21 protein-coding genes are annotated in these 25857 nt (G+C 71.9%); all 21 read left to right on the top strand.

Translation table 11 applies throughout. From position 1 onward, the window contains the following. Window positions 1–30: 30 nt before the first annotated feature. Window positions 31–963 (top strand): ABC transporter ATP-binding protein, encoded by a 933-nt coding sequence (locus tag ABZU69_RS18475; protein ID WP_354965546.1) that lies wholly within the window; start codon window positions 31–33, stop codon window positions 961–963. A 128-nt stretch (window positions 964–1091) separates the two neighbouring features. Then, window positions 1092–1631: a hypothetical protein gene (locus tag ABZU69_RS18470; protein WP_354965545.1), complete on the top strand. Its 540-nt coding sequence runs from the start codon at window positions 1092–1094 to the stop codon at window positions 1629–1631. A 222-nt stretch (window positions 1632–1853) separates the two neighbouring features. Further along, window positions 1854–2030, top strand: coding sequence for a DUF397 domain-containing protein (locus ABZU69_RS18465; protein ID WP_354965652.1), 177 nt, complete (start codon window positions 1854–1856; stop codon window positions 2028–2030). Window positions 2031–2247: 217 nt separating this feature from the next. Then, window positions 2248–3048, top strand: coding sequence for an ABC transporter permease (locus ABZU69_RS18460; protein WP_354965651.1), 801 nt, complete (start codon window positions 2248–2250; stop codon window positions 3046–3048). Between the two features lie 9 nt (window positions 3049–3057). After that, window positions 3058–3867, top strand: a complete 810-nt coding sequence (locus tag ABZU69_RS18455) for an ABC transporter permease (protein ID WP_354965544.1) — start codon at window positions 3058–3060, stop codon at window positions 3865–3867. 62 nt (window positions 3868–3929) lie between these two features. Further along, window positions 3930–4955, top strand: coding sequence for a YihY/virulence factor BrkB family protein (locus ABZU69_RS18450; RefSeq protein ID WP_354965543.1), 1026 nt, complete (start codon window positions 3930–3932; stop codon window positions 4953–4955). A gap of 260 nt (window positions 4956–5215) precedes the next feature. After that, window positions 5216–6394, top strand: a complete 1179-nt coding sequence (locus ABZU69_RS18445; protein WP_354965542.1) for an ROK family transcriptional regulator — start codon at window positions 5216–5218, stop codon at window positions 6392–6394. A 106-nt stretch (window positions 6395–6500) separates the two neighbouring features. Continuing rightward, on the top strand, window positions 6501–8048 hold the full coding sequence (locus ABZU69_RS18440) for a sugar ABC transporter ATP-binding protein (protein WP_354965650.1): 1548 nt from the start codon (window positions 6501–6503) through the stop codon (window positions 8046–8048). Further along, a complete protein-coding gene (locus ABZU69_RS18435; RefSeq protein ID WP_354965541.1) occupies window positions 8045–9172 on the top strand; it encodes an ABC transporter permease in 1128 nt (375 codons plus the stop codon). Before ABZU69_RS18440 ends, ABZU69_RS18435 begins: the two co-directional genes overlap by 4 nt. A gap of 96 nt (window positions 9173–9268) precedes the next feature. Then, window positions 9269–10321 carry a substrate-binding domain-containing protein gene (locus ABZU69_RS18430; RefSeq protein WP_354965540.1) on the top strand — a complete coding sequence of 351 codons (1053 nt, stop codon included), beginning with the start codon at window positions 9269–9271 and terminating at the stop codon, window positions 10319–10321. Window positions 10322–10341: 20 nt separating this feature from the next. Next, window positions 10342–11568, top strand: a complete 1227-nt coding sequence (locus ABZU69_RS18425; RefSeq protein ID WP_354965539.1) for a Gfo/Idh/MocA family oxidoreductase — start codon at window positions 10342–10344, stop codon at window positions 11566–11568. Window positions 11569–12190: 622 nt separating this feature from the next. Continuing rightward, entirely contained in the window at window positions 12191–13357 is a 1167-nt protein-coding gene (locus ABZU69_RS18420; RefSeq protein ID WP_354965538.1) for an inositol-3-phosphate synthase, read from the top strand. Continuing rightward, entirely contained in the window at window positions 13341–14210 is an 870-nt protein-coding gene (locus ABZU69_RS18415) for an SCO3242 family prenyltransferase (RefSeq protein ID WP_354965537.1), read from the top strand. Before ABZU69_RS18420 ends, ABZU69_RS18415 begins: the two co-directional genes overlap by 17 nt. Next, the gene (locus ABZU69_RS18410; RefSeq protein ID WP_354965536.1) at window positions 14207–15226 is read left to right on the top strand and encodes a sugar phosphate isomerase/epimerase family protein; all 1020 of its coding nucleotides are present in this window, start codon (window positions 14207–14209) and stop codon (window positions 15224–15226) included. Before ABZU69_RS18415 ends, ABZU69_RS18410 begins: the two co-directional genes overlap by 4 nt. A gap of 57 nt (window positions 15227–15283) precedes the next feature. Continuing rightward, window positions 15284–15922 carry an EboA domain-containing protein gene (locus tag ABZU69_RS18405; RefSeq protein ID WP_354965535.1) on the top strand — a complete coding sequence of 213 codons (639 nt, stop codon included), beginning with the start codon at window positions 15284–15286 and terminating at the stop codon, window positions 15920–15922. After that, a complete protein-coding gene (locus ABZU69_RS18400; protein WP_354965534.1) occupies window positions 15922–16776 on the top strand; it encodes a TatD family hydrolase in 855 nt (284 codons plus the stop codon). The genes ABZU69_RS18405 and ABZU69_RS18400 overlap by 1 nt, the downstream gene beginning before the upstream one ends. Next, complete coding sequence (gene eboE / locus ABZU69_RS18395) at window positions 16776–17978, top strand: metabolite traffic protein EboE (protein WP_354965533.1); 1203 nt, start codon at window positions 16776–16778, stop codon at window positions 17976–17978. The genes ABZU69_RS18400 and eboE overlap by 1 nt, the downstream gene beginning before the upstream one ends. Further along, entirely contained in the window at window positions 17975–19399 is a 1425-nt protein-coding gene (locus tag ABZU69_RS18390) for a nucleotide pyrophosphatase/phosphodiesterase family protein (RefSeq protein WP_354965532.1), read from the top strand. Before eboE ends, ABZU69_RS18390 begins: the two co-directional genes overlap by 4 nt. Then, window positions 19396–20463, top strand: a complete 1068-nt coding sequence (locus ABZU69_RS18385) for a polyprenyl synthetase family protein (protein WP_354965531.1) — start codon at window positions 19396–19398, stop codon at window positions 20461–20463. The genes ABZU69_RS18390 and ABZU69_RS18385 overlap by 4 nt, the downstream gene beginning before the upstream one ends. A gap of 286 nt (window positions 20464–20749) precedes the next feature. Further along, entirely contained in the window at window positions 20750–23620 is a 2871-nt protein-coding gene (locus ABZU69_RS18380) for a PQQ-dependent sugar dehydrogenase (RefSeq protein ID WP_354965530.1), read from the top strand. Between the two features lie 75 nt (window positions 23621–23695). After that, on the top strand, window positions 23696–25813 hold the full coding sequence (locus tag ABZU69_RS18375) for a ThuA domain-containing protein (protein ID WP_354965529.1): 2118 nt from the start codon (window positions 23696–23698) through the stop codon (window positions 25811–25813). Window positions 25814–25857 lie beyond the last annotated feature (44 nt).

The following is a 25857-nucleotide window of genomic DNA, read 5'->3' as shown; positions in this document are numbered from 1 at the left end:
GCTGTCGGACCCGGCGGCTAGGGTCGGGCGGTGACTTCGGGGCGACCACTGATTCAGGCTCGCGGGCTGGTGAAGCGGTTCGGCGACTTCACCGCAGTGGCCGGCATCGACGTCGAGGTGCGCTCGGGCGAGGCGTTCGGCTTCCTCGGGCCCAACGGCGCCGGCAAGTCCTCCACCATGCGGATGGTCGGCTGCATCTCCCCACCGAGCGGTGGCGAGCTGCGCATCCTCGACATGGACCCGGTCCGCGACGGGCCGGCGATCCGGGCCCGGCTCGGCGTCTGCCCGCAACTGGACAACCTCGACCCCGAGCTGACCGTCCGGGAGAACCTCACCGTCTACGCGCGCTACTTCGGCATCTCGCGGCGGGTGGCCCGGGAGCGGGCCGCCGAGCTGCTGGACTTCGTCCAGCTCAGCGAGCGGGCCGACAGCAAGGTCGAGCCGCTGTCCGGCGGGATGAAACGCCGGCTGACCATCGCCCGCGCGCTGGTCAACGACCCGGAGATCGTGCTGCTCGACGAGCCGACCACGGGGCTCGACCCGCAGGCCCGGCACCTGGTCTGGGAGCGGTTGTTCCGGCTCAAGCAGCAGGGCGTCACGCTAGTGCTCACCACGCACTACATGGACGAGGCCGAGCAGCTCTGCGACCGGCTGGTGGTGATGGACGGCGGGCGGATCGTCGCCGAGGGCTCACCCCGGGCGCTGATCGAGCAGCACTCCACCCGCGAGGTGGTGGAGCTTCGCTTCGCCGCCGAGTCGCAGGAGCCGTTCGCCGGCAAGCTCGACGGGCTGGGGGAGCGGGTCGAGGTGCTGCCCGACCGGGTCCTGCTGTATGTGCCCGACGGCGACGCGGCGGTCGCCGAGGTCGCCGCGCTGGGGCTCAGCCCGGCCAATGTGCTGGTGCGGCGCAGTGGCCTGGAGGACGTCTTCCTGCACCTGACCGGCCGCACCCTGGTCGACTGACCCGATTGGGCGCCCGACGAACGGGTCAGATGGCGGATGACCGGAGGTGCGCTGCCGGAGTGATCTTGCGTAGCATCGGCGCCCGGGTCGGCATGTCCGCCCGACCCGGAGTTGACCACGGGGGTTTCATGTCCGACGTACAGACCAACAGCCGGCATCAGGCCGGGCTGACCGCCCTCTACCTGGGCATCTTCGCGATGGTCTGGTTCAGCGTGCCCGCCGCGGAGCAGCCGTTGCGTGCCCTGCTGGTGGTGGGCAGCATCGCGGCACTGCTCACCGCCGTGGTGGGCGTCGTGCTGTCGGCCCGCACCCGGGGCGCGGGCGGCCCTCGGGACCGGGCGACCGACCGTCGGTACCTGCTGATCGTGGTCGCGGAGTTCGCCGCCGCCGGGCTGGGCGCCGCCGTGCTCGCCGCCGCCGGCTGGTCCGAGTACATCCCGGTGCTGGTCTGCGCCGTGGTCGGGCTGCACTTCTTCCCGCTCGCCCCGCTGCTGCGGGACCCGCTGCTCCGGCCGCTCGGTGTCGCGCTGTGCGTGGTGGCGGTGGCGGGCCTCGTCACCGCGCTCGCCTCGGCGGTGTCCGCCGGTCTGGTGGTCGGCACCGGCGCGGGGCTGCTGCTGCTCGGCTACGCCGTCCAGGCGCTGACCCGCGCGTACCGCCCGGTGTGACCGGCCCGCGCTTCGCCGCCGAGGTCGACACGGTCCGATCGTTGACGGTTCAGCAGCAGCCTTTCCCGCGTGTCGAGCTGTTGAGCCGCCAACGATCACGGCTCAACGGGCTCTGGCCCAGGTGAGGAATCGGTCGCTGAGTCGGTCGTGACCGGCCTGGCCGGCGAGGTCCCCGGCCGCCTCGTAAAGCAGCGTGGCGAGGTAGATGAGCAGGCCGATCCGATCCTCGCGGTATTCGCCGAGCAGCGACAGACGGGCTGGGAAGCAGGGCCACGCGGCGCCGACAACCTTCCCGCGCTGGTGGCCGTGCGCGACTCCAAGGATCCGACCGGCCCGGTGCTGGCCTTCACGCCCGATGCCTGGCGCGCGTTCGTCGGGTCCGACGTCGTTCGCCGGTAGATAGCGGCCACGCCGTTCCGATCCGCTCCTAGATCCACTCGGCTTCCGGGAAGTCGGGGTGTCGCGGCGGCTTTGACGCCCCGACATCCTGAAAGCCGTGTCGATCATCGGGCCGAAACCCGGGGGACAGGTCGGCGGATGTCGCCGTAGGGTGACCGGCGGCCTGTCGTACCCCCGGGGTAGGAAGGTCGGTGTGGCGGGGGTGGTCGTGGTGAGCGTGGCGGGTTCGGCGCGGGAGCGGGCTCGGCCCGCGCTGCCACGGGTGCCGGCGCTCGCCGTGTTCGACTACTTCCTGGTGGGTTACCGGCGCACCTGGCGGGCCGGGGTGTTCTCCTCGTTCCTGCTGCCGGTGCTGACCGTGCTCGGCTTCGGGCTGGGCGTCGGCGCCTACATCGACCAGGGCGTCGGCGGGGTGCGCTACCTCGACTGGCTGGTCCCCGGGCTGATCGCCTCGACCGCCCTCCAGGTGACCGTCGGCGACTCGACGTGGCCGGTGTTCAGCAACTTCCGGTGGATCAAGACGTACTTCGCCCAGAGCGCGGCGCCGCTGCGGGTGGCCGACGTCCTGGCCGGGCACCTGGCCTTCGTGATGTTCCGGGTGCTCACCACGATCGCGGCGTTCCTGTTGGTCACCGGGCTGTTCGGGGCGTTGCGCTCACCGTGGGCGGTGGCCACCCTGCCGGTGGTGGCGCTGCTCGGGCTTGCCGTGGCCGCACCGACCTTCGCGTACGCCGCCTCGGTGACCAGCGACAGTTGGCTGGCGATGCTGTTCCGGTTCGCGGTCATCCCGATGACGCTGTTCGCCGGGGTGTTCTTCCCGGTCGAGTCGCTGCCCGAGGCGCTGCGCTGGCTGGCGTACGGGACACCGCTGTGGCACGCCGTCGACCTCTGCCGTGCGGCCACGCTCGGCGTCGCCCCACAGTGGTCGATCGCCGGGCACCTGCTCTACCTGGCGGCCTGGTCACTCGCCGGCTGGCTGTTGGCGCTGCGCGCGTTCCGTCGCAAGCTCATCGTCTAGGGAGTTGTCGTGGTCACGCTGACCCTGCCTCGGCTGGTCGACGTCTCCGCCGCGTCCCGGCGGTCGGCGTCGGTGGTCGAGCGCAACGTCGCGGCGCTGAAGTCGGTCTACTGGCTGCTGCTGCTCTCCGGCTTCGTGGAGCCGCTGCTCTACCTGCTCTCGATCGGGGTGGGCGTCGGCACGCTGGTCGGCGACCTGCCGCTGCCCGACGGGCGGCTGGTCTCGTACGCCGAGTTCGTGGCCCCGGCGATGCTCGCCTCCTCGGCGATGACCGGGGCGCTCGCGGAGACCACTTTCAACTTCTTCGGCAAGATGAAATACATGAAGCTGTACGACGGGGTGATCGCCACCCCGGTACGGCCGTTCGAGATCGCCCTCGGCGAGTTGGGCTGGGCGATGCTGCGGGGCAGCGCCTACTCGGCGGCGTTCCTCGGTGTGATGGTCGCGCTGGGCCTGACCAGCGTCGCCCGGGCGCTGACCGCGCTTCCGGCGGCCGTGCTGGTCGGGTTCGCCTTCGGTGCGCTCGGCATGGCGCTGTCCACCTTCATGCGCAGCTGGCAGGATTTCGACCTGATGGGCTCCGCCCAGTTCACCCTCTTCCTCTTCTCCGGCACGTTCGTGCCGGCCCAGGCCTACCCGGCCCTGCTGCACTGGTTGATCGAGGTCACGCCGCTCTACCGGTCGGTGCACCTGATCCGCGGCGTCGCGCTGGGCACCGGCGGCTGGCTCTGGCTGCTCGACGTGCTCTACCTGCTGGCGATGATGGCGCTCGGCCTGTTGGTCGCTTCCCGCCGGATGGGCAGGTTGCTCTACCGGTAGGGGTTACGCGCCGCCCTCCTCGGGGCATGTCGGAGGCGACACCACGACGATGAGGAGGGGCGATGGCCTCCGACCAGTCTTCCGTTGGCAGTGGGCCTGACCGTGACCCGGCCCGTGGGCCGGTCGGCCCGGACGAGGGGCCGGACAGCCCCACCGACCTGCCCGGCAGCGGCTGGAAGGCGGCGCTGCGCCGCACGGTCACTGAGTTCCAGGACGACAGTCTGACGGACTGGGCGGCCGCGCTGACCTACTACGGGGTGCTGTCCATCTTCCCCGGGCTGCTGGTGCTGATCTCCATCCTCGGCCTGCTCGGCCCGGCCGCCACCCAGGGTGTCGAGGACACCGTCAAGCAGGCGGTGCCCGAGGGAAACATTCAGCAGATCATCACGGACGCGATCACCCAGGCGGGTGACAACGGCGGGCTGGCGAGCATCGCCGCGATCATCGGTCTGCTGGCCGCGTTCTGGTCCGCGTCCGGGTACGTTGCCGCGTTCATGCGCGCCTCGAACACCATCTACGACGTGCCGGAGGGACGGCCGATCTGGAAGACGCTGCCGATCCGGGTCGGCGTGACCGCGGTGATCGGCGTGCTGCTGCTGGCCTGCGCGGTGATCGTGGTCTTCACCGGGCGCCTGGCCGAACTGGTCGGAAACGCGATCGGGGTGGGTTCGACGGCGGTCACGGTGTGGAACGTCGCCAAGTGGCCGGTGCTGCTGATCCTGGTCAGCCTGATGTTCGCGATCCTGTACTGGGCCTCGCCGAACGCGCGGCACGGCGGCTTCCGCTGGGTCAGCCCGGGTGGCGTGCTTGCCGTGGTGATCTGGCTGGTGATCTCCGGCCTGTTCGCCTTCTACGTGAGCAACTTCGGCTCGTACGACAAGACGTACGGGACGCTGGCCGGGGTGATCATCTTCCTGGTGTGGCTCTGGCTGAGCAACATCGCGATCCTGCTGGGCGCCGAGTTCGACGCGGAGCTGGAGCGCAGCCGGGCCATCTCGGCGGGCCACTCGGCCGACGAGGAGCCGTACGTCGAGCTGCGCGACGACCGCAAGCTGAGGAAGAAGCGGAACGCCGCGGGCCGTCGCTGACCACTCCCGCCGACCGCCCCGCCACCTGGGTGTCAGGTGGCGGGGCGGTGGCGTGTCCGGCGACGGCACATTGGGCGAGCGGACCCGGGCGCGGAGCGACCCTTTTCTTGATCGACTAGTAGCTTTTGTTCGCATGGACAAAAGTTGGGATCAGAACGGCTGAAGCTCTGGACAGGCGGCACGGAACGCTCCTACTGTGTCGGACACGACACATCGGCATTGCGCCGATGTGAACGAGTCCAATGAAGAGGTGAGTCCGGGTGCGGACCGTCGACCCCCTGCACGTCCGCCTGTTGCGGTTGCTCCGCGACGAGGGGGCCGTGTCCCGGGCCGAGCTGGCCGACCGGCTCCAGATGCCCCGCCCGCGGCTGTTGGCCGAGCTGGATCGACTGGTCGCGTTGGGCTACGTCGCTGAGGCCGGGCTGGCCGCCTCCCGGGGCGGACGTCGCTCCACGCTGGTCGAGCTGAACCCGAAGCTGCGGTTCGCGGCCGTCGACCTGGGCGCCAGCTCGATGGACGTCGAGGTGGTCAACGGCCGCCTCGAACCGGTGGCGCACTACGCCGAAGCCGCCGACATCCGCAACGGACCGAAGGTGACCCTGCAACGGGTCAACGAGCTGCTGCAGAAGGCCAAGGTCGACGGCGCGTACGAGCGGCTGGACGCGGTGGGCATCGGTGTGCCCGGCCCGGTCAGCTTCCGCGACGGCGTCCCGGTCTCGCCGCCGATCATGCCCGGCTGGGACCGGTTCCCGGTGCGCGAGCTGCTCAGCCGGGAGCACGGCTGCCCTGCGGTGGTCGACAACGACGTCAACATCATGGCGATCGGTGAGCGACACGGCGGGGTGGCCCACTCGGTGGACGACTTCCTCTTCGTGAAGATCGGCACCGGAATAGGGTGCGGGATCTACCTCACCGGCGAGGTCTACCGGGGCACCGACGGCTGCGCCGGGGACATCGGCCACATCCAGGTCGACGCGCACGGCCCGATGTGCTCCTGCGGCAACGTCGGCTGCCTGGAGGCGTTGTTCAGCGGCGCCGCGCTGGCCAAGGACGCCACCGCCGCCGCCCGCAGCGGGGTGTCGCCGGCGCTGGCCGAGCGGATGGCCATGCGCGGCGTGGTGACCGCTCTCGACGTCGCCGAGGGCGCCGTCGAGGGGGACGTGACCTGCATCCAGCTGATTCGTGACGGCGGACGGCGGGTCGGTGGGGTGCTCGCCGGCCTGGTCAGCTTCACCAACCCGTCGATGATCGTGATCGGCGGCGGGCTGGCCCAGCTCGGGCACATCCTGCTCGCCGAGATCCGCAGCGTCGTCTACCGCCGATCGCTGCCGCTGGCCACCGGAAACCTGCCGGTCGTGCTGTCCGAGCTCGGCGGTCGGGCCGGCGTCGCCGGCGCGGCGGTGCTCGCCAGCGACGTCGCGTTCGCGGAGGCCACATGAGCCCGCAGTCGCAAGCCGGAGAACCGTCGTGAGCGAGGAGGAGACCGTGGCCCAGTCCGAGGAGAACGTCGCCACCGAGCCGACGGACACCGGCACCGACGCGCCGTTGATCGAAGCCCCCGCCGACACCGTCGCCGGTGAGGTCGTCCTGCGCCTGACCGACGTGGTCAAGACCTTCCCCGGCGTACGCGCCTTGGACGGCGTGCAGCTGGAGGTACGCGCGGGCGAGGTGCACTGCCTGCTCGGGCAGAACGGCGCCGGCAAGTCCACCCTGATCAAGGTGCTGTCCGGCGTGCACCAGCCGGACTCCGGCGAGGTCGAGTGGCGCGGCGAGCAGGTCACCTTCGCCAATCCGCAGGCCGCCATGCGCGCTGGCATCGCGACCATCTACCAGGAACTCGACCTGGTCGAGGATCTCTCGGTGGCGGAGAACGCCTTCCTCGGCCACGAGCACCGCAGCTTCGGGTTCGTCCGGCGCGGCCGGATGGCCCGGCACACCCGGCAGATCCTCGGCCGGCTCGGCCACGGCGAGATTCCGCCCGGGCGGATGGTCCGGGCGCTGCCGGCCGCCGGCAAGCAGATCGTCAGCATGGCGCGGGCGCTGTCGCACGAGGCCCGACTGATCATCATGGACGAGCCGAGCGCGGTGCTGGCCCACGACGAGGTCGGCAACCTGTTCCGGATCATCCGCGAGCTGACCGCACAGGGCATCGCGGTCATCTACATCTCCCACCGCCTGGAGGAGATCCGCGAGATCGGCGACCGGGTCACCGTACTCAAGGACGGCCGGACCACGGCGGCGAACCTGCCGGCACGCGACACCCCGACCCGTGACCTGGTCAGCCGGATGACCGGCCGGACCATCGAGTACGTCTTCCCGGACCGGCCGACCGACGACACGGTCGGCGCCGAGCTGCTCCAGGTGGAGGGGCTGACCCGTCCCGGCGAGTTCGCCGACGTCTCACTCGACGTCCGCGCCGGGGAGATCGTCGGCATCGCCGGCCTGGTCGGCTCCGGCCGCTCCGAGCTGCTGGAGACCATCTACGGCGCCCGCGCCGCGGAGGCCGGCACGGTCCGGATGGCCGGGCGGGTGCTGCGTCCGGGCAGTGTCGGCGCGGCGGTGCGGGCCGGCATGGGGATGGCCCCCGAGGAGCGAAAGAGCCAGGCGCTGCTGCTCGGTGAACCGATCTACCGCAACGTCACGCTGGCCACCTTCGGCCGGTACGCGCGGCTCGGCTTCACCGACGCCGCCAAGGAGCGGGCCGAGGCCGACCGGATCGCCGAGAGCCTGGAGCTGCGGCCCCGGGACGTCGGCCGGCCGGTGCGCACCCTCTCCGGCGGCAACCAGCAGAAGGTGGTGGTCGGGCGCTGGCTGCTCGGCGGCACCAGGCTGCTGCTGCTCGACGAGCCCACCCGGGGCGTGGACGTGGGCGCCCGGGCTGAGCTCTACCAGGTCATCCGGGCGTTGGCCGCGCAGGGCGTCGGGGTGCTGCTGGTCTCCAGCGAGGTGCCCGAGGTGCTCGGCCTCGCCGACCGGGTGCTGGTGATGCGGGAGGGTCGGGTCGTCCGCGAGGCCCCGGCCGGCGAACTCGACGAGAACACCGTGCTCGACCTCGTGATGGCGGGGTCCCTGATGGAAGGCGCACCGGCATGAGCGACGCGACTCCCACTCCCACCGCGACACCGGAGCGCCCGCAGCTTCCTGCGCAGTCTCCGCCGGTGGACCCGGCGGAGACGGCGGCGGCCGGCGACACGACGGCATCCAGGGGCCGGCTCTCCTGGTGGCGGGGTGAAAACGGCGACGGCGTCAAGCGCAACCTCGGTCTGATCGGGGTGCTGGCCGCGCTCATCCTGGTCGGCGCGATCACCAAGCCCGACCTCTACGACGACCCGACCTGGGTCTGGAACAACATCCTGGCCATCCTTCAGCTGGCCTCCGTCGTCGGCGTGGTCACGGTCGGCATGACCTTCGTGATCATCGGCGGCGGGATCGACCTGTCGGTCGGAGCGATCGTCGCGCTGGCCGGCGTCTGGTGCACGACGGTGGCCACCCAGAGCTACGGCGCCGGCGGCATGATCTTCACCGCCATCGTGGTCGGCATCTGCGTGGGTCTGGTCAACGGCGTGCTCATCTCGTACGGGCGGCTGGTGCCGTTCATCGCGACGCTCGCGATGCTGGTGGCCGCTCGCGGGCTCGCGGCATCGATCTCCAACAAGCAGACCCAGGTGTCCAGCAGCACCTTCATCAACGACATCGCGGCGCGCAAGGTGATCGGGATTCCGATCCTGGTCTACATCCTCGGCGCGGTGGTGGTGGCCGGGTGGATCCTGCTCAACCGGACGACCTTCGGTCGGCGGACCATCGCGGTCGGCGGTAACCCGGAGGCCGCGCGGTTGGCCGGTATCAACGTCCGCCGGCACACCATGCTGCTCTACGCGCTCTCCGGCCTCTGCTGCGGCATCGCGGCCATCATGCTCACCTCCCAGGCCACCTCGGCCCAGGCGGCGATGGCCAACCTCTACGAGCTGGACGCGATCGCCGCCGCGATCATCGGCGGGACGCTGCTCAGCGGTGGCCGGGGCACTATCGTCGGCTCACTGCTCGGCGTGATCATCTTCGCCACGATCACCAACCTCTTCGCCATCAACGGCCTCTCCATCGAGGCGCAGAACATGGTCAAGGGCGGCATCATCGTCGCCGCCGTCCTGGTCCAGCAGTTCCAGTTCAAGTCCTTCACTCGGCTCCTCGCGCGGAACAGGCTCACCACCACAACCTGACGCACCGCACGTTGTTCCTGGCGACGTCGAGATATTCGACAGTGGCCGGACCTCGCACACCCTCAACAACTCCATTCCCGTTCCCAGGAGGTCGGCATGACCCAGCACAGTCGCGACCTGTCGCGCCGTCGGTTGCTTTTCGGTGGGGCCGCCGTCGGCGCCGCCACCCTGCTCACCGCCTGCACCAGTAACGAGACCCCGGCGGCGAGCACGCAGACCAAGGCCGCCGGTGACGGCGCCGGCAACAACGCCCCGGGCAAGAAGGTCGTCATCGGCTTCTCCGCCCCGGCCGCCGACCACGGCTGGATGGGCGCGATCCACGCCAACGCCAAGGCGCAGGCCGCCGCGTACTCCGACGTCGAGCTCAAGGAGGTCGACGGCGGGACGACGTCGGAGGCGCAGCGCTCCACGCTCGGCACGCTGATCGCACAGAAGCCGGACATCATCGTCGTGCTGCCGCACGACGGCAAGGAGGTCAACGCGGTCGCTCTCCAGGCGATGCAGGCGGGCATCCCGATCGTCAACCTCGACCGGGTCTTCCCCGACGCGCTGGCGTCGCGGCTGGTCATCAAGGGCGACAACTACGGCATGGGCGTGTCCGCCGGGCACTTCATCGGCAAGCAGCTCAAGGACAAGGGCGTCACCAACCCGGTCATCGGTGAGATCGCCGGTCTGGAGATCCCGCTGACCGTCGAGCGCAGCGCGGGCTTCACGGCGGCCCTGGCCACCTACGGCTTCAAGGTGAACAACCGCCGTTCGGCCGAGTTCACCTCGGACAGCGGCCAGCGCGAGGCGGCTCAGCTGCTCCAGGCGCTGCCCAAGATCGACGCGATCTGGAACCACGACGACGACCAGGGCATCGGTGTCCTTGCCGCCATCAAGCAGGCCAACCGCTCCGAGTTCTTCATGGTCGGCGGCGCGGGCTCGAAGCTTGCGATCGACGCGATCAAGGCCGACAACAGCGTGCTCAAGGCGACGGTCACCTACAACCCGTCGATGGCCTCGTCGGCGATCTCGCTCGCCCGGCTCATCGCGCAGGGCCGGGGCCTGGGCGACTTCACCGAGCTGCAGGTGCCCAAGGAAGTGACCCTCGCCTCGGAGACGATCACCAAGGAGAACGCGAGCAGCTACGAGAAGCTCGGGTTCTGACACACGGGGGGAGACCCACCTTGTCCACGACAGACAGAGAACTGCGGGTCGGCATGGTCGGCTACGCGTTCATGGGCGCCGCGCACTCGCAGGCGTGGCGCACCGTGAACCGCGTGTACGACCTGCCGGCGCGGGCCCGGATGGCGCTGATCTGCGGCCGGGACACCGGGAAGGTGGCGGACGCCGCCGACCGGCTCGGTTGGGACGCGTACACCACGGACTGGCGTGACCTGATCAGCCGGGACGACATCGACGTGGTCGACGTCTGCACCCCGGGTGACAGCCACGCTGAGATCGCCCTCGCCGCGTTGGCCGCCGGCAAGCACGTGCTGTGCGAGAAGCCGTTGGCCAACACGGTGGCCGAGGCGCGGGCGATGGCCGCCGCGGCGGACACCGCCCGGGCAGCCGGGGTGCGGTCGATGTGCGGGTTCAACTACCGCCGGGTTCCCGCGGTCACGATGATGCGCCAGCTCGTCGCCGACGGACGACTCGGGGTGATTCGACACGTCCGAGCGACGTACCTGCAGGACTGGATCGTGGACCCGCAGTTCCCGCTGGTGTGGCGGTTGCAGAAGGACAGGGCGGGCTCCGGGGCGCTCGGCGACATCGGCGCGCACATCATTGATCTGACCCAGTTCGTCACCGGCCAACGGATCACCGGTGTCAGCGCGGTCACCGAGACCTTCGTCAAGGAGCGGCCGTTGCCGGCCGGGTCCAGCGGGTTGGCGGCCTCGGTGGACGGCGGCGGGTCGGCCGACGGCAACGCCTCGGCCACCGGTGCGGTCACCGTCGACGACGCCGCGGTCTTCGTGGCCCGGCTCGACGGTGGCGCGTTGGCCACGTACGAGGCGAGCCGGTTCGCCACCGGCCGCAAGAACGCCCTGCGTGTCGAGATCAACGGCTCGCTGGGCACCGTGGTCTTCGACCTGGAACGCCTCAACGAGCTGGAGTTCTACGACGCCACCCGGCCCAGCGTGGAACAGGGTTTCAGCCGCATCCTGGTGACCGAGGGGGAGCACCCGTACATGTCGGCGTGGTGGCCGCCCGGCCACATCATCGGCTACGAGCACTCCTTCACCCACCAGATGCGCGACTTCATCGAGGCGGTCGCCACCGGCGTCGACCCGGCTCCCTCCTTCGCCGACGCGTTGCAGGTCCAGCTCGTGCTGGACGCGGTGACCCGTTCGGCGGAGATCGGCTCCTCGTGGACCGAGGTGCAACCGGCGCTGGCCGCGGTGGCCGTCTGACCTCTGACCATCCGCGATGGTGGTGTTCGCGCCGCCATCGCCCGACCGGCTTTCCGGAGTCGACCGGCGAGGGACCGGCCGCGGTTTGCGCCCCGCGGCCGGGACGAGGTCGGCACCGGAGGGCGTGCAGCCGGGCCGTACGGCCCGGTGGCGCACGAGCAGGACGGTCGTCCGGTGCGTCCGGACCGGGATTCCCCGGCCGCACCGGAGGACCGCCACCACCCCCGGCGATCCGGAGGACCTGATGGCACCGCCCGCCGCTGCCCCCACCCGTACCGCTTCCGCTCGCCGACGTCCGGCGGGCCGTACACCGGTCGACGATCCGGTGGGCACGGCGGCCTGAGACGTCCGGTCGGGGCACGCCGACGCCCCGGTCGGCCGGATGCGGGGGAGGCAGGGTCGAGACGCCGACCGACCCTGCCTACCAGCCCCGTCTGCCCGCACCCGTGCCGGAAGCCGGCCCGGCGTCGTCGCCGCCGACGCCGATGTCGGGATCCGGTGCCATCCCGGTGCGGGGCGGGCGGGCGGGGCCCATTCACCCAGGGCGTATCTTTTCGAGAAATATTCTGATATTCCTATATTTAGCTACACCGAGGGTTCCTCCTGAACGGGAAGGAGCACCATGCGTACGGGTGTCTGGTTGGTGGGTGCGCGCGGTTCCGTCGCGACCACCAGCATCGTCGGAGGGCTCGCGCTGCGAGCCGGCCTGGCCGGGCCGACCGGCTGCGTCACCGAGCTGCCGGAGCTGCGCGGCCCCGCCCTGCCGTCCTTCGCCGATCTGGTCTTCGGCGGGCACGACCTCGCCACCACCCCACTGTGCAAGCGGGCCGAGGCGCTGGCCGACAGCGGTGTCGTCCCCGGACGGCTGGTCGCCGCGCTCCCGGACGAGCTGGCCACCGTCGAGCGGGAGCTGCGCCCCGCGCCGGTCGGCGCCACCCAGGCCGACCGGGCCGCCGCCGTGGTGCGCGACCTCACCGCCTTCCGTGAGCGGCACGCACTGGACCGGGTGGTGGTCGTCAACGTCTCGGCCACCGAACCGGCTCCCGCACCGCATCCCGGGCACGCCGATCCGGAGGCGCTGCGCGTCGCCCTCACCGGCCCCGACGAGGTGCTGCCGTCCAGCTCCCTGTACGCGTACGCGGCGCTGCTGGCCGGCTGCCCGTACGTCGACTTCACCCCGTCCACCGGGCTGCGGCTGCCGGCGCTGACCGCGCTGGCCGAGCAGGTCCGGCTGCCGTACGCGGGGCACGACGGCAAGACCGGGGAGACCCTGGTCAAGTCGGTGCTCGCGCCGATGTTCGCGATGCGGAACCTGGCCGTGCGCTCCTGGTCCGGGGTCAACCTGCTCGGCGGCGGCGACGGCGCCACCCTCGCCGACCCGGCCGCCAACGCGGCCAAGGTGCAGAGCAAGCAGCGGGTGCTCGGCGAGACGCTGGGTTACCTGCCCCAGGGCGGCACGCGGATCGAGTACGTCGAGGACCTGGGCGACTTCAAGACCGCCTGGGATCTGATCACCTTCGCCGGCTTCCTCGGCACCGGGATGCGCATGGAGTTCACCTGGCACGGCTGCGACTCGGCGCTGGCCGCGCCGCTGGTGCTCGACCTGGCCCGGCTCACCGCCGCCGCGCACGCCGCCGGGCGCGTCGGGCCGCTGGCCGAGCTGGGCTTCTTCTTCAAGGATCCGCTCGGCACACCGACCCACTCGCTGGCCGAGCAGTGGACCCGGCTGGTCGACTTCACCCGCCAGTTGCACGCCGGCCGGGACGGTGCCCATGACCACGCTGGCTGACCTCGCCGAGCTGGTCCGGGCGCCGGCGGCGCTCTCGGTCCCCGGCGACGTGGTCGCCGGCGCGGCGGCGGCTGGCACGCTGGACCGACGTACCCCCGCCCTGGCCGGCGCCTCGGTGCTGCTCTACTGGGCCGGCATGGCCGCCAACGACTGGGCCGATCGGCGGTTGGACGCCGTCGAGCGGCCCGAGCGACCCATCCCCAGCGGTCGCGTCGCCCCGGCCGCCGCGGTCGGTCTCGCGGCCGGCCTCACCGCCGCCGGCCTGGGCCTGGCCGCCGCCGTGGGCGGTCGCCGCGCCGCCGCGCTCGCCGTGCCGCTGGCGGCCAGCATCTGGGGGTACGACCTGCTGGCCAAGAACACCGCCGCCGGGCCCGCCGTGATGGCCGCCTGTCGAGGGCTGGACGTGCTGCTCGGCGCGTCCGGCGGTCGGCTGACCCGGGCGCTGCCGGCGGCGGCGACCGTCGCCGCGCACACCTGGACGGTCACCGCGCTGTCCCGCCGCGAGGTCACCGGGGCCGACGCCGCGCTGCCACTGCGTACGCTGGCCGGCACCGCCCTGGTCGCCGCCAGCGCCGCCGCACCCGCCGGCCGGGCCCGGTCGGTCGGGCTCGTCGCCGCGCTGCCCGCGATACTGTCCGGCTGGTACGCCGCCCGCTACGGCGCGGCCCAGGCCCAGGTGGTCCGGGACCCGTCGGCCGGGCGGGTACGCGCCGCGGTCGGCGCCGGGATCACCGGACTGCCCGCCCTGCAGGGAGCGCTCACCGCGCGCGGCGGTGCCAGCCTGCTCGGGCTGGCCGTCGCCGCGGCGGCACCGCTGGGCCGGCGGCTGGCCCGGAAGGTCTCCCCGACATGACCGCCCCCCAGCCGCGCACCGCGCCGCCGGCCGCCGACGCTCGGACGCTGCGCCTCGGGTACGGCACCAACGGCTTCGCCAACCACCGGCTCGACGACGCGCTGGCCGTCCTCGCCGACCTCGGCTACGTCGGGGTGGCGCTGACGCTCGACCACGACCACCTTGACCCGTTCGCGCCCGGTCTCACCCGCCGGGTCGCGGCGGTGGGCCGGCGGCTGAACGCGCTGGGCCTCGCGGTGGTGATCGAGACCGGAGCCCGCTACCTGCTCGACCCGTGGCACAAGCACGCACCGACGCTGCTGCACGACGACCCGACCCGGCGGGTCGAGTTCCTGCGCCGGGCCGTCCGGATCGGCGCCGACCTGGGCGCGGAGGCGGTCTCCTTCTGGGCCGGCGTCCGGCCCGACGCGGTGCCGGCGCAGACCGCCTGGGACCGGCTGGTGGCCGGCTGCGCCACCGTGGTCGACGCCGCCGACGCCGCCGGTGTCACCCTCGGCTTCGAACCGGAGCCGGGGATGCTGGTCGAGGACATCGCCGGCTGGCGTCGGTTGCGCGCGGCACTCGGTGAGCCGGGCCGCTTCGGCATCACCCTCGACATCGGGCACTGCCGCTGCCTGGAGCCGTGGCCGGTGCCGCAGTGCGTTGCCGAGGTGGCCGCGCACCTGGTCAACGTGCAGATCGACGACATGCGCCGAGGCGTGCACGAGCACCTGGAGTTCGGCGGCGGCGAGATCGACTTCCCGCCGGTGCTGACGGCCCTGGCGCAGGCCGGCTACCGCGGGTTGGTCGCCGTCGAGCTGCCCCGGGACTCGCACGCCGCGCCCGCCGTGGCCGCCCGGTCGATCGAGTTCCTGCGCGCCGCCGCCACGACGGCGGCGGCCCGGAGCACCACCGCGATCGTGACGGCGACCGGCCGGCGCAGCGAGGACGAGGTGCCCACGGGCGCCCTTCGCTCTGCTTCAACGGACGCACCAGCGGCCGTCCGATATCCGGACAGTGGCCGTCGCGTGGAGTGAAGCAGAGCAAGGGGCGCGCCTGGGGTGCCTGCGGAGCAGCACGAGGGAGGAGACGGGATGACACCGGATTCACTACAGGCCGCACTGCGGGGCGTACCCGATCCCGACTGGCTGGAGACGGCGCTGCGCCGGGTCGCGGCCGAGCCCGGCGCGATCAGCCGGCTCTTCCCGGCCACCGGCCGGCGCTGCGGCCGAGCCGCACTGCCCGACGCACCCGGCTGGACGGCCGACGACGCGGCCCGGGTGCTGTTGCTCACCGCCGCGCCCGCTGACCACGCCCAGCTCGCCGACACGCTCTACCGGAACGGCGACGCGGCCGAGCGGCGGGCGGTGCTGCGCGCCCTGCCGCTGCTGCCGATCGGGGCCGCCGGGGTGCCGCTGCTGCACGACGCCATCCGGACCAACGACACCCGGCTCGTCGCCGCCGCGCTCGGCCCGTACGCGCGGCACCTCGACCCGGCGGCCTGGCGGCAGGCGGTCCTCAAGTGCGTGTTCACCGGCGTGCCGCTGGCCGTCGTGGCCGACCTGGACGCCCGCGCCGACGGTGAGCTGGCCGCGATGCTGGCCGCGCTGGCCGCCGAGCGGCACGCCGCCGGCCGGGAGATGCCCGCCGACGCCACCGACCTGCTCGACCGGCTCACCGCGCACAGCGGAGGGACCGGCACCGTCGACAGTCCCACCCCCACGGAGGCGTGATGCGCATCTTCGACCCGCACATCCACATGACCTCACGCACCACGGACGACTACGAACGGATGGCCGCCGCCGGCGTCCGGGCCGTGGTGGAGCCGGCGTTCTGGCTGGGCCAACCCCGCACCAGCGCCGCCTCGTTCGCCGACTACTTCGACTCCCTGATCGGCTGGGAGCCGTTCCGCGCCGGGCAGTTCGGGGTGCGGCACCACGCCACCGTGGCGCTGAACCCCAAGGAGGCGAACGACCCGCGCTGCCGGCCGGTGCTCGACCTGCTGCCGCGCTACCTGGACAAGGACGCGGTGGTCGCGGTCGGCGAGATCGGGTACGACTCGATGACCCCGGAGGAGGACGACGCGTTCGCCGCGCAGCTCGCGCTGGCCGTGGCGTACGACCTGCCGGCGCTGGTGCACACCCCGCACCGGGACAAGGCCCGCGGCGTCGAGCGGACCCTCGCCGTGGTCACCGAGTCCGGCATCGAGCCGGGCCGGGTGGTGATCGACCACCTGAACGAGGTGACCGTCAAACTGGTCCGGGACACCGGCTGCTGGCTGGGCTTCTCCATCTATCCGGACACCAAGATGTCTCCGCCGCGGATGGTGGAGCTGCTGCGGGAGTACGGCACGGAACGAATGCTGGTCAACTCGGCCGCCGACTGGGGGCGCTCGGACCCGCTGCTGACCCGGGCCACCGGCGAGGCGATGCTGCTGGCCGGGTTCACCGACGACGACGTCGACCAGGTGCTGTGGCGCAACCCGGTGCAGTTCTACGGGCAGTCCGGCCGGCTCGACCTGACCGACCTGGAACTCGCGGCCGTGGACCCGGGGACCGGCAACTCGATCCTGCGCGGCGGCAGCTGATGCGGCTGCGGCACGCCGGCGGCGACACCGTGCACCTCGGCTACTGCACCAACGTGCACCCCGCCGAGGACCTCGCCGGCATCCTCGCCCAACTGGACACCTACGCCGTGCCGGTCCGCGCGGCGCTCGGCGGCGACCTGCTCGGCCTCGGCCTGTGGCTGGCCGCCCCGGTCGCCGCCGAGCTGGCCGCCGATCCGGCGCTGCGCCGCCGGCTGCGCGCCGAGCTGGACGCGCGTGGGCTGGAGGTGGTCACCCTCAACGGCTTCCCGTACGCGGCCTTCCAGGCGCCGGTGGTCAAGCACGACGTCTACCGGCCGGACTGGACCACCGAGCAGCGCCTGACGTACACCCTGGACCTGGCCCGGGTGCTCGCCGACCTGCTGCCCGACGACGCCGCCCGGGGCTCGATCTCCACCCTGCCGCTTGCCTGGCGGCAACCCTGGGACGACGAGCGGGCCGACGCCGCGCGGCGCCGCCTCGACCAGCTCGCCGCCGGCCTGGCCGCAGTGCAGAGCGAGACCGGCCGCCAGGTGCGGGTCGGCTTCGAACCCGAGCCGGGCTGCGTGGTGGAGAGCACCGGTCAGGCCGCCGCGCTGCTGTCCGGGATGGACACCGAACGGTTGGGCGTCTGCCTCGACCTGGCCCACCTCGCCTGCGCCTGGGAGGAGCCGGCCGCGGCACTGGACCGGCTGCGGACGGCCGGCCTGCCGGTGGTCAAGGTGCAGGTCTCCGCCGCAGTCGAGGCGGCCGACCCGGCCGGCGGCGCCGACGCGCTGCGCCGCTGGGTGGAGCCGCGCTTCCTGCACCAGACCCGGGGGGCGGGCTGCGCGGGCGGAGCCGACCCGGCCGACCCGGCGTACGCGGCCGACGACCTGGACGCGGCGCTCGACGCGGCGCTGCCCGGCCCGTGGCGGGTGCACTACCACGTGCCCCTGCACGCGCCACCCGAGGAACCGCTCGGCTCCACCCTGCCGGTGTTGCGCGCCGCGCTCGCCGCGCTCTACGCCGGCCCGGCGGCCGGCTGTGACCATCTCGACGTGGAGACGTACACCTGGGGGGTGCTGCCGGCCGCGCGGCGGCCCGGCACCGACGCGGAGCTGGCCGCCGGCATCGCCGCCGAGCTGGCCTTCGCCCGCGACGAGCTGGTCGGCCTGGGCCTGACCCCGGAGCTGACCAGGGCCAGGGCGGGGGTGCCGCGATGAGCCGGCGACTGGTGGTGCTCGACGTGGTCGGGTTGACCCCGCGACTGCTCGCGCACATGCCCCGGCTGCGGGGGATCGCCGACGGCGGCTTCCGGGCCGAGCTGGGCACCGTGCTGCCCGCGGTGACCTGCTCGGTGCAGTCCACCTTCCTCACCGGCGAGCCGCCGAGCGGGCACGGGATCGTCGGCAACGGGTGGTATTTCCGGGAGCTGGGTGAGGTGCTGCTGTGGCGGCAGCACAACGCGCTGGTCGGCGGGGAGAAGCTCTGGCAGGCGGCCCGGCGGGCCGAGCCCGGCTACACCGTCGCCAACGTCTGCTGGTGGTACGCGATGGGCGCCGACGTCGACTGGACGGTCACCCCGCGGCCCGTGTATTACGCCGACGGGCGCAAGGAACCGGACTGCTACACCGACCCGCCGGAACTGCACGACGCGCTCACCGGTCGGCTGGGCACCTTCCCGCTGTTCACCTACTGGGGGCCGACAGCCGGGCTGCCCTCGTCGCGGTGGATCTGCCGGGCGGCCGAGCAGATCCTGGCCGACGTGTCGCCCGACCTGACCCTGGTCTACGTCCCGCACCTGGACTACGACCTGCAACGGCACGGCCCGTCCTCCCCGCAGGCGGCGGCCGCGGCGGCGGAGCTGGACACGGTGCTCGGGCCGCTCCTGGACGCCGCCCGGGCCAGCGACGCGACCGTCGTGGTGCTCTCCGAGTACGGCATCACCGACGTGTCCCGACCGGTGGACGTCAACCGGCTGCTGCGCGCCGAGGGGCTGCTGCGGGTGCACACCCAGGCGGGCATGGAGTACCTCGACCCGTGGACGTCCCGGGCGTTCGCGGTCGCCGACCACCAGGTCGCGCACGTCTACGTACGGGACCCGGCCGACGTCCCTACGGTGGCGAAGCTCTGCGCCGGGCTGCCCGGGGTCGCCGAGGTGCTCGACGCCGAGGGCAAGGCCGCGCACGGGCTGGATCATCCACGCGCCGGTGAGCTGGTGCTGGTGGCCGAGCCAGACGCCTGGTTCACCTATTACTACTGGCTGGACGACGCCCGCGCGCCGGACTTCGCCCGGCTGGTGGAGATTCATCGGAAGCCGGGGTACGACCCGGCCGAGCTGTTCTTCGACCCGGCCGCGCCGGGGGCGGCGAAGCGTCGGGCGGGCGTCGCGCTGGCCCGCAAGAAGCTGGGCATGCGCTACCTGATGAGCGCGGTCGGCCTGGACGCCGGAGCCCGGGCGGTACGCGGCTCGCACGGCCGGTTGCCGACCGACCCGGCGGACGCGCCGGTGCTGCTCTGCTCCGACCCGGCCGCGGCCCGGGAGCGGATCGCCGCCACCGAGGTCAAGGAGCTGCTGCTGGAGCTGGCCGGGCTGACCCGCGGCGGTGGCGCCGACGCGGACGGGCCGGGGGAGGGGCCATGACCGTCACGGTCGCCCCCACCGACGCGAGCGGGCTGCGGGCGCGCTTCGACGCGGAGCTGGCCGGGTTCCTCGACCGGCAGGGCCCGGACTGGCCGGACGGCGCGCCACGCGGCGTGTTCACCGCGTTGCACCGGTTCGTGCTGGCTGGCGGAAAGCGGCTACGCCCGCTCTTCTGCTATTGGGGTTGGCGCGGCGCCGGGGCGCCCGATGGCACCCCGATCGTGGTGGCCGCCGCGGCACTCGAGCTGTTCCACGCGTTCGCGTTGATCCACGACGACATCCTGGACGGCAGCGACCGTCGCCGGGGCGAGCCGTCGGTGCACCGGCTCTTCGCCGACCTGCACGCCCGCTCGTCCTGGCGCGGTGACCCCGAGGCGTACGGGCGCAACACGGCGCTGCTCTGTGGGGACCTCTGCGCGGCCTGGTCGGACCAAATGTTCCACGAGTGCGGCCTGAGCACCGAGCAGGTGCACCGGGGGTACGGGGTGTTCGCGTTGATGCGGACCGAGGTGATCGCGGGGGAATACCTGGACCTGGTGTCCGGGGTGGGCGACGGCTCGGTGGCCAGCGCGCTCACCGTGATCCGGATGAAGGCCGCCCGGTACACGGTGACCCGGCCGCTGCAGATCGGCGCGGCGCTCGCCGGCGCGGGGCCGGAGCTGCTCGCCGCGCTCGGCGAGTTCGGTGACCCGCTGGGCGACGCGTTCCAGCTCCGCGACGACGTGCTGGGCGTCTTCGGCGATCCGGCGGTCACCGGCAAGTCGGTCCTCGACGACCTGCGGGAGGGCAAGCCGACGGTGATGATGGCGCTGGCCCGTAGCGCCGCTGATCGGCCGCAGACCGCCCGGCTGCGGGAGTTGTTCGGCAATCCGGCGTTGGACGCCGACGGCGCGGCGGAGCTGCGCGGGATCATCGAGGCGACCGGCGCCCGAGAGCGCATCGAGCAGATGATCCGGGTCCGGACCGAGGCCGCGCTGGCCGCGTTGGAGAGCGCGGCGGTGGCCGAGGAGGCCCGTTCCGCGCTGGTCGCGCTGGCCGCGCAGGCGATCGACCGCCGCGCCTGACCCGCCGGCGCGCGCCGGACACCGTTCCCCGGACATCGCCCGCGGCGTCTGGGGAATGGCGCTTCCTGCCGACTTTCGATCGTATCGACGAAAGTTCACGCCGATCCACCGGAAGGTATAGACACATCGACACATCGCGATTTAGTGTCGTGGCCAACACGACAATGTTTCGTCGAGGTGAACCGGCGGCGCGGTAACCCATCGGCATCCCCACCACCGCTACGGCATCCGGCGCGACGGCGCGCGCCCGGCCTGGCAGTCATTCGTCAGGAAGGGACAGCACATCATGTCCATCAAGGACGTACCCATCCACCGGTCCCGACGATGGTTCTCCACCGGATCGGCCCTGCTCCTGGTGGTCGCCGCCGGCACGGTGGCGCTCGGCGTCGGCCCGGCCGCGCTCGGTGGCCCGACCCCCGCCCAGGCCCACCCCATCAACGCCACGGACTTTCAGCAGGTCGAGCTGGCCCGCGGCGTGGCCGACATGGGTGAACCGATGTCGCTGGCCGTGCTGCCGGACCGCTCGGTCCTGCACACCGCCCGCAACGGCACGCTGCGTCGCACCGACGCCAACGGCACCACCTCGGTGATCGGCACCCTGCCGGTCTACACCCACGACGAGGAGGGCCTGCAGGGCGTCGGAGTCGACCCCAACTTCGCCAGCAACCGGCAGATCTTCCTCTACTACGCCCCGCCGCTCTCCACCCCCGGCGGCGACGCGCCGGCCACCGGCACCGACTTCTCGGCCTGGAACGGCGTCAACCGGCTCTCCCGGTTCACCCTCAACTCCGACTTCACACTCAACCAGGCGAGCAAGGTCGACGTGCTCGACGTCCCGGCCAACCGCGGCCTGTGCTGCCACGTCGGTGGGGACATCGACTTCGACGCCGCCGGCAACCTCTACCTGTCCACCGGCGACGACACCAACCCGTTCGAGTCCGCCGGCTACGCGCCGCTGGACGAGCGGACCAACCGCAACCCGGCGTACGACGCCCAGCGCAGCGCGGGCAACACCAACGACCTGCGCGGCAAGATCCTGCGGATCAAGGTGAACGCCAACGGCACGTACTCCATCCCGTCGGGCAACCTGTTCGCGCCCGGCACGGCCAGGACCCGGCCGGAGATCTACGCGATGGGGTTCCGCAACCCGTTCCGGATCAGCGTGGACAAGGCCACCGGTGTCGTCTACGTCGGTGACTACGGGCCGGACGCCGGCTCCACCAGCTCCACCCGCGGCCCGTCCGGCCAGGTGGAGTTCAACCGGGTCGCCGCGCCGGGCAACTACGGCTGGCCGTACTGCACCGGCACCAACACCTCCACCGAGACGTACAACGAGTGGGACTTCGCCACCAACACCGGCGGGGCGAAGTACAACTGCACCGGCGGGCCGACCAACAACTCGTTCCGCAACACCGGCCTGCCCACCCTGCCGCCGGCCCAGCCGGCCTGGATCCGGTACGCGGGCGACGCCGGCACCCCGCCCGAGTTCGGCGGCGGCTCCGAGTCGCCGATGGGCGGCCCGGTCTACCGCTACAACGCCTCGTCCACCTCGACGACGAAGTTCCCGCAGTCGTTCGACGGGCAGTTCTTCGCCACCGAGTTCGGCCGCGGTTGGATCAAGCCGATCCACGTCAACGCGGACGGCTCCCGGGGCACCATCGACAGTTTCCCCTGGGTGGGCAAGCAGGTGATGGACTCGGCGTTCGGCCCGGACGGCGCGTACTACGTGCTCGACTACGGCACCGGCTACTTCAACGGTGACGCCAACTCCGCGCTCTACCGCTTCGACTACGTGGCCGGCGGCAACCGGGCGCCCAACGCCACGGCCAGCGCCAACCGGACCTCCGGGGCGGCGCCGCTGGCGGTGACGTTCTCCTCGGCCGGCTCCTCGGACCCGGAGGGCGGCGCGCTGACGTACTCGTGGAACTTCGGTGACGGCACCAGCTCCACGGCGGCCAACCCGTCCAAGACCTATACCGCCAACGGCACCTACACCGCGACGCTGACCGTGCGGGACCCGCAGGGCGCCACCGGCACCGCCAGCGTGGTGATCAACGTGGGCAACACCGCGCCCACGGTGACCATCAACAACCCCGGCAACGGGCAGCTGTTCAGCTTCGGCGACACGGTGCCGTTCAGCATCACCGTGACCGACCCGGAGGACGGCACGATCGACTGCACGAAGGTCAAGATGACCTACGTCCTCGGGCACGACCAGCACGGTCACCAGATCACCTCGAAGACCGGCTGCTCCGGATCGATCACCATCCCGGTCGACGGTGAGCACGACGACGCGGCGAACATCTTCGCCATCTTCGACGCCGAGTACACCGACGCCGGTGGGCTGACCACGCACACCCAGCACACGCTGCCCCCGCGGCACCGGCAGGCCGAGTTCTTCGGCACCTCGTCCGGGATCAACGTGTTCAGCAAGACCCCGGCCGAGGGTGGCAAGACCGTCGGCGACATCAACAACGGCGACTGGATCGCGTTCCAGCCGTACCGGTTGGGCAACGTGACGTCGTTCAGCGCCCGGGTCTCCTCGGCCGGTGCCGGCGGCACAATCCAGGTGCGGGCCGGCTCGGCCACCGGCACGGTGCTCGGTTGGGCCACGGTGCCGGTCACCGGAGGCTGGGAGACCTTCACGACGGTGACGGGGGCGATCACCAACCCGCCGACCGGCACCACGACGCTCTACCTGACCTTCGCCGGGTCGGGCACCGGCGCGCTCTACGACGTGGACGCGTTCACCCTCACCACCGGTACCCCCTCCGGCGGAGGCGGCGCGATCAAGGGCCTGGCCGGTAAGTGCCTGGACGTGCGCAACGCCGCCACCGCCGACGGCACGCAGATCCAGATCTACACCTGCAACGGCAGCGCGGCGCAGACCTGGACGGTCACGCCGAACTCGACGATCAGGGCGTTGGGCAAGTGCCTCGACGTCTCGGGTGGGGGTTCGGCCGACGGCACCAAGATCCAGCTCTGGACCTGCAACGGGACCGGCGCGCAGAACTGGGCCGCGCAGGCCGACGGCACGGTCCGCAACGTCCAGTCCGGCAAGTGCCTCGACGTCTCGGGAAACAACTCGGCGGACAGCACCGCCGTGCACCTCTGGACCTGCACCGCCGCCGCGAACCAGAAGTGGACCCTGCCCTGAGTTGAAAGGAAGGGCCCCTTGTTAACGCCTAGTGTTGTACAAGGGGCCCCTCCTAACCGTTCTTAGGAGAGCGATATGCGCAGACTCCTGCGACCCATCCTCGGCGCGGCCACCGCCGTCCTCGCCGTCCTCGCCTGTACGACCCCGGCCACCCCGGCCAGCGCCGCCGACGCCCCCTACGACGTGCTGGTCTTCTCCAAGACGGCCGGCTTCCGGCACGACGCGATCCCGGTCGGCATCCAGACCATCCGCGACCTGGGCGCGGGGAACAGCTTCACCGTCACCGCCACCGAGGACGCCGCCGCCTTCACCACCGCCAACCTCAACCAGTACGAGGCGGTCGTCTTCCTCAACACCACCGGCGACGTGCTCAACGCCAGCCAGCAGACGGCCTTCGAGTCGTACATCGGCTCCGGCCGGGGGTACGTGGGCGTGCACGCCGCCGCCGACACCGAGTACGACTGGCCGTTCTACGGCAACCTGGTCGGGGCGTGGTTCGCCTCGCACCCGGCCATCCAGCAGGCCAACGTCAAGGTCGAGGACCGGGGGCACGCGGCGACCGCGCACCTGCCGCAGACGTGGACCCGCACCGACGAGTGGTACAACTACCGGACCAACGCCCGGTCCACGGCCCACGTGCTGGCCACCCTGGACGAGTCGTCGTACTCCGGTGGCGGGATGGGCGCCGACCACCCGCACTCCTGGTGCAAGAGCTACAGCGGCGGCCGGTCGTTCTACACCGGCGGTGGGCACACCCAGGCGTCGTACGCCGAGCCGGCGTTCCGGGCGCACCTGCTCGGCGGCATCCGGTACGCGGCCGGTCGCAGCAAGGCGGACTGCCGGCCCGAGACCGGCTACACCCCGCTCTACAACGGCTCGACCCGCGGCTGGTCGCAGGCCGGTCCGGGCAACTTCACCAACTCCGACGCCACCCTCACCTCGGTGGGCGGGATGGGGTTGTTCTGGTACAACGCCAAGCAGTTCACCAACTACTCGCTGAAGCTGGACTGGAAGCTGGCCGGCGACGACAACTCCGGCGTGTTCATCGGCTTCCCGCCCTCCAGTGACCCCTGGTCGGCGGTGGACAACGGCTACGAGATCCAGATCGACGCCACCGATGCGGCGGACCGCACCACCGGGTCGGTCTACACCTTCAAGTCCGCCGACATCGCCGCCCGTGACGCGGCGCTGAACGCGCCGGGGGAGTGGAACACCTACGAGCTGCTGGTCGAGGGTGAGCGGTTGCAGATCTTCCTCAACGGCGTGAAGATCAACGACTTCACCAACACGAACCCGGTTCGTTCGCTGGCCGGGCACATCGGCATCCAGAACCATGGCACCGGCGACGACGCCTCGTTCCGCAACATCCGGATCAAGGAGCTGGGCACCACGCCGCCGCCGACGGGGAACACCACCGTCCAGGCGGAGGCGTTCAGCTCGGCCAACGGGGTCACCCCGTTCACCAAGGCGGGCGCCAACGGTGGCCAGACCATCGGCTACATCGACCCGGGTGACTGGGCCGCGTACAACGGTGTGAACCTGACCGGGGTCACCTCGTTCACGTCCCGGGTCGTCTCGGGCGGCGCGGGCGGCACCATCCAGGTGCGTACCGGTTCGGCCACCGGCCCGGTGCTCGGCTCGGTCGCGGTGCCGAACACCGGCAGCTGGACCACCTTCGCCAACGTCACCACCGCGCTGTCCGGTGTCCCGTCCGGCGCCCAGAACCTCTACCTCACCTTCACCGGTAGCGGCACCGGGCTCTTCGACGTGGATGACTTCACCCTGGTCAGGGGCGGCGGTGGCGGCACGCCGGGAGTCGGCCCGATCAAGGGCCTGGTCGGCAAGTGCCTGGACGTGCGCAACAGCGGCACCGCCGACGGCACCCAGATCCAGATCTACACCTGCAACGGCAGTACGGCGCAGACCTGGACCGTGACGCCGAACTCGACGGTCAAGGCGCTCGGCAAGTGCCTGGACGTGTCCGGCAACGGCACCGCCGATGGCACCAAGATCCAGCTCTGGACCTGCAACGGCACCGGGGCGCAGAACTGGGCGGCCCAGGCCGACGGCAGCCTGCGCAACACGTCGTCGAGCAAGTGCCTCGACGTCTCCGGGAACAACTCCGCGGACAGCACCGTCGTGCACCTCTGGACCTGCAACGGCGCGGCTAACCAGAAGTGGACGCTGCCCTGATCCGCTGAGCCTGGAGGGCCGCCGGTCACGGCTGACGGTCCCTC

This window comes from Micromonospora sp. NPDC005206, assembly GCF_040608175.1.
Taxonomy (GTDB): Bacteria; Actinomycetota; Actinomycetes; order Mycobacteriales; family Micromonosporaceae; genus Micromonospora.
The sequence above is the reverse complement of the archived record's forward strand: the minus strand, read 5'-3'. Positions and strand labels throughout refer to the sequence as shown.

Coding starts and splice junctions, on each gene's coding strand:
- ABZU69_RS18470 (WP_354965545.1), top strand. CDS start 1,092: ATGTCCGACGTACAGACCAACAGCCGGCATCAGGCCGGGCTGACCGCC.
- ABZU69_RS18450 (WP_354965543.1), top strand. CDS start 3,930: ATGGCCTCCGACCAGTCTTCCGTTGGCAGTGGGCCTGACCGTGACCCG.
- ABZU69_RS18435 (WP_354965541.1), top strand. CDS start 8,045: ATGAGCGACGCGACTCCCACTCCCACCGCGACACCGGAGCGCCCGCAG.
- ABZU69_RS18430 (WP_354965540.1), top strand. CDS start 9,269: ATGACCCAGCACAGTCGCGACCTGTCGCGCCGTCGGTTGCTTTTCGGT.
- ABZU69_RS18420 (WP_354965538.1), top strand. CDS start 12,191: ATGCGTACGGGTGTCTGGTTGGTGGGTGCGCGCGGTTCCGTCGCGACC.
- ABZU69_RS18415 (WP_354965537.1), top strand. CDS start 13,341: ATGACCACGCTGGCTGACCTCGCCGAGCTGGTCCGGGCGCCGGCGGCG.
- ABZU69_RS18410 (WP_354965536.1), top strand. CDS start 14,207: ATGACCGCCCCCCAGCCGCGCACCGCGCCGCCGGCCGCCGACGCTCGG.
- ABZU69_RS18405 (WP_354965535.1), top strand. CDS start 15,284: ATGACACCGGATTCACTACAGGCCGCACTGCGGGGCGTACCCGATCCC.
- ABZU69_RS18400 (WP_354965534.1), top strand. CDS start 15,922: ATGCGCATCTTCGACCCGCACATCCACATGACCTCACGCACCACGGAC.
- eboE (WP_354965533.1), top strand. CDS start 16,776: ATGCGGCTGCGGCACGCCGGCGGCGACACCGTGCACCTCGGCTACTGC.
- ABZU69_RS18390 (WP_354965532.1), top strand. CDS start 17,975: ATGAGCCGGCGACTGGTGGTGCTCGACGTGGTCGGGTTGACCCCGCGA.
- ABZU69_RS18385 (WP_354965531.1), top strand. CDS start 19,396: ATGACCGTCACGGTCGCCCCCACCGACGCGAGCGGGCTGCGGGCGCGC.
- ABZU69_RS18380 (WP_354965530.1), top strand. CDS start 20,750: ATGTCCATCAAGGACGTACCCATCCACCGGTCCCGACGATGGTTCTCC.
- ABZU69_RS18375 (WP_354965529.1), top strand. CDS start 23,696: ATGCGCAGACTCCTGCGACCCATCCTCGGCGCGGCCACCGCCGTCCTC.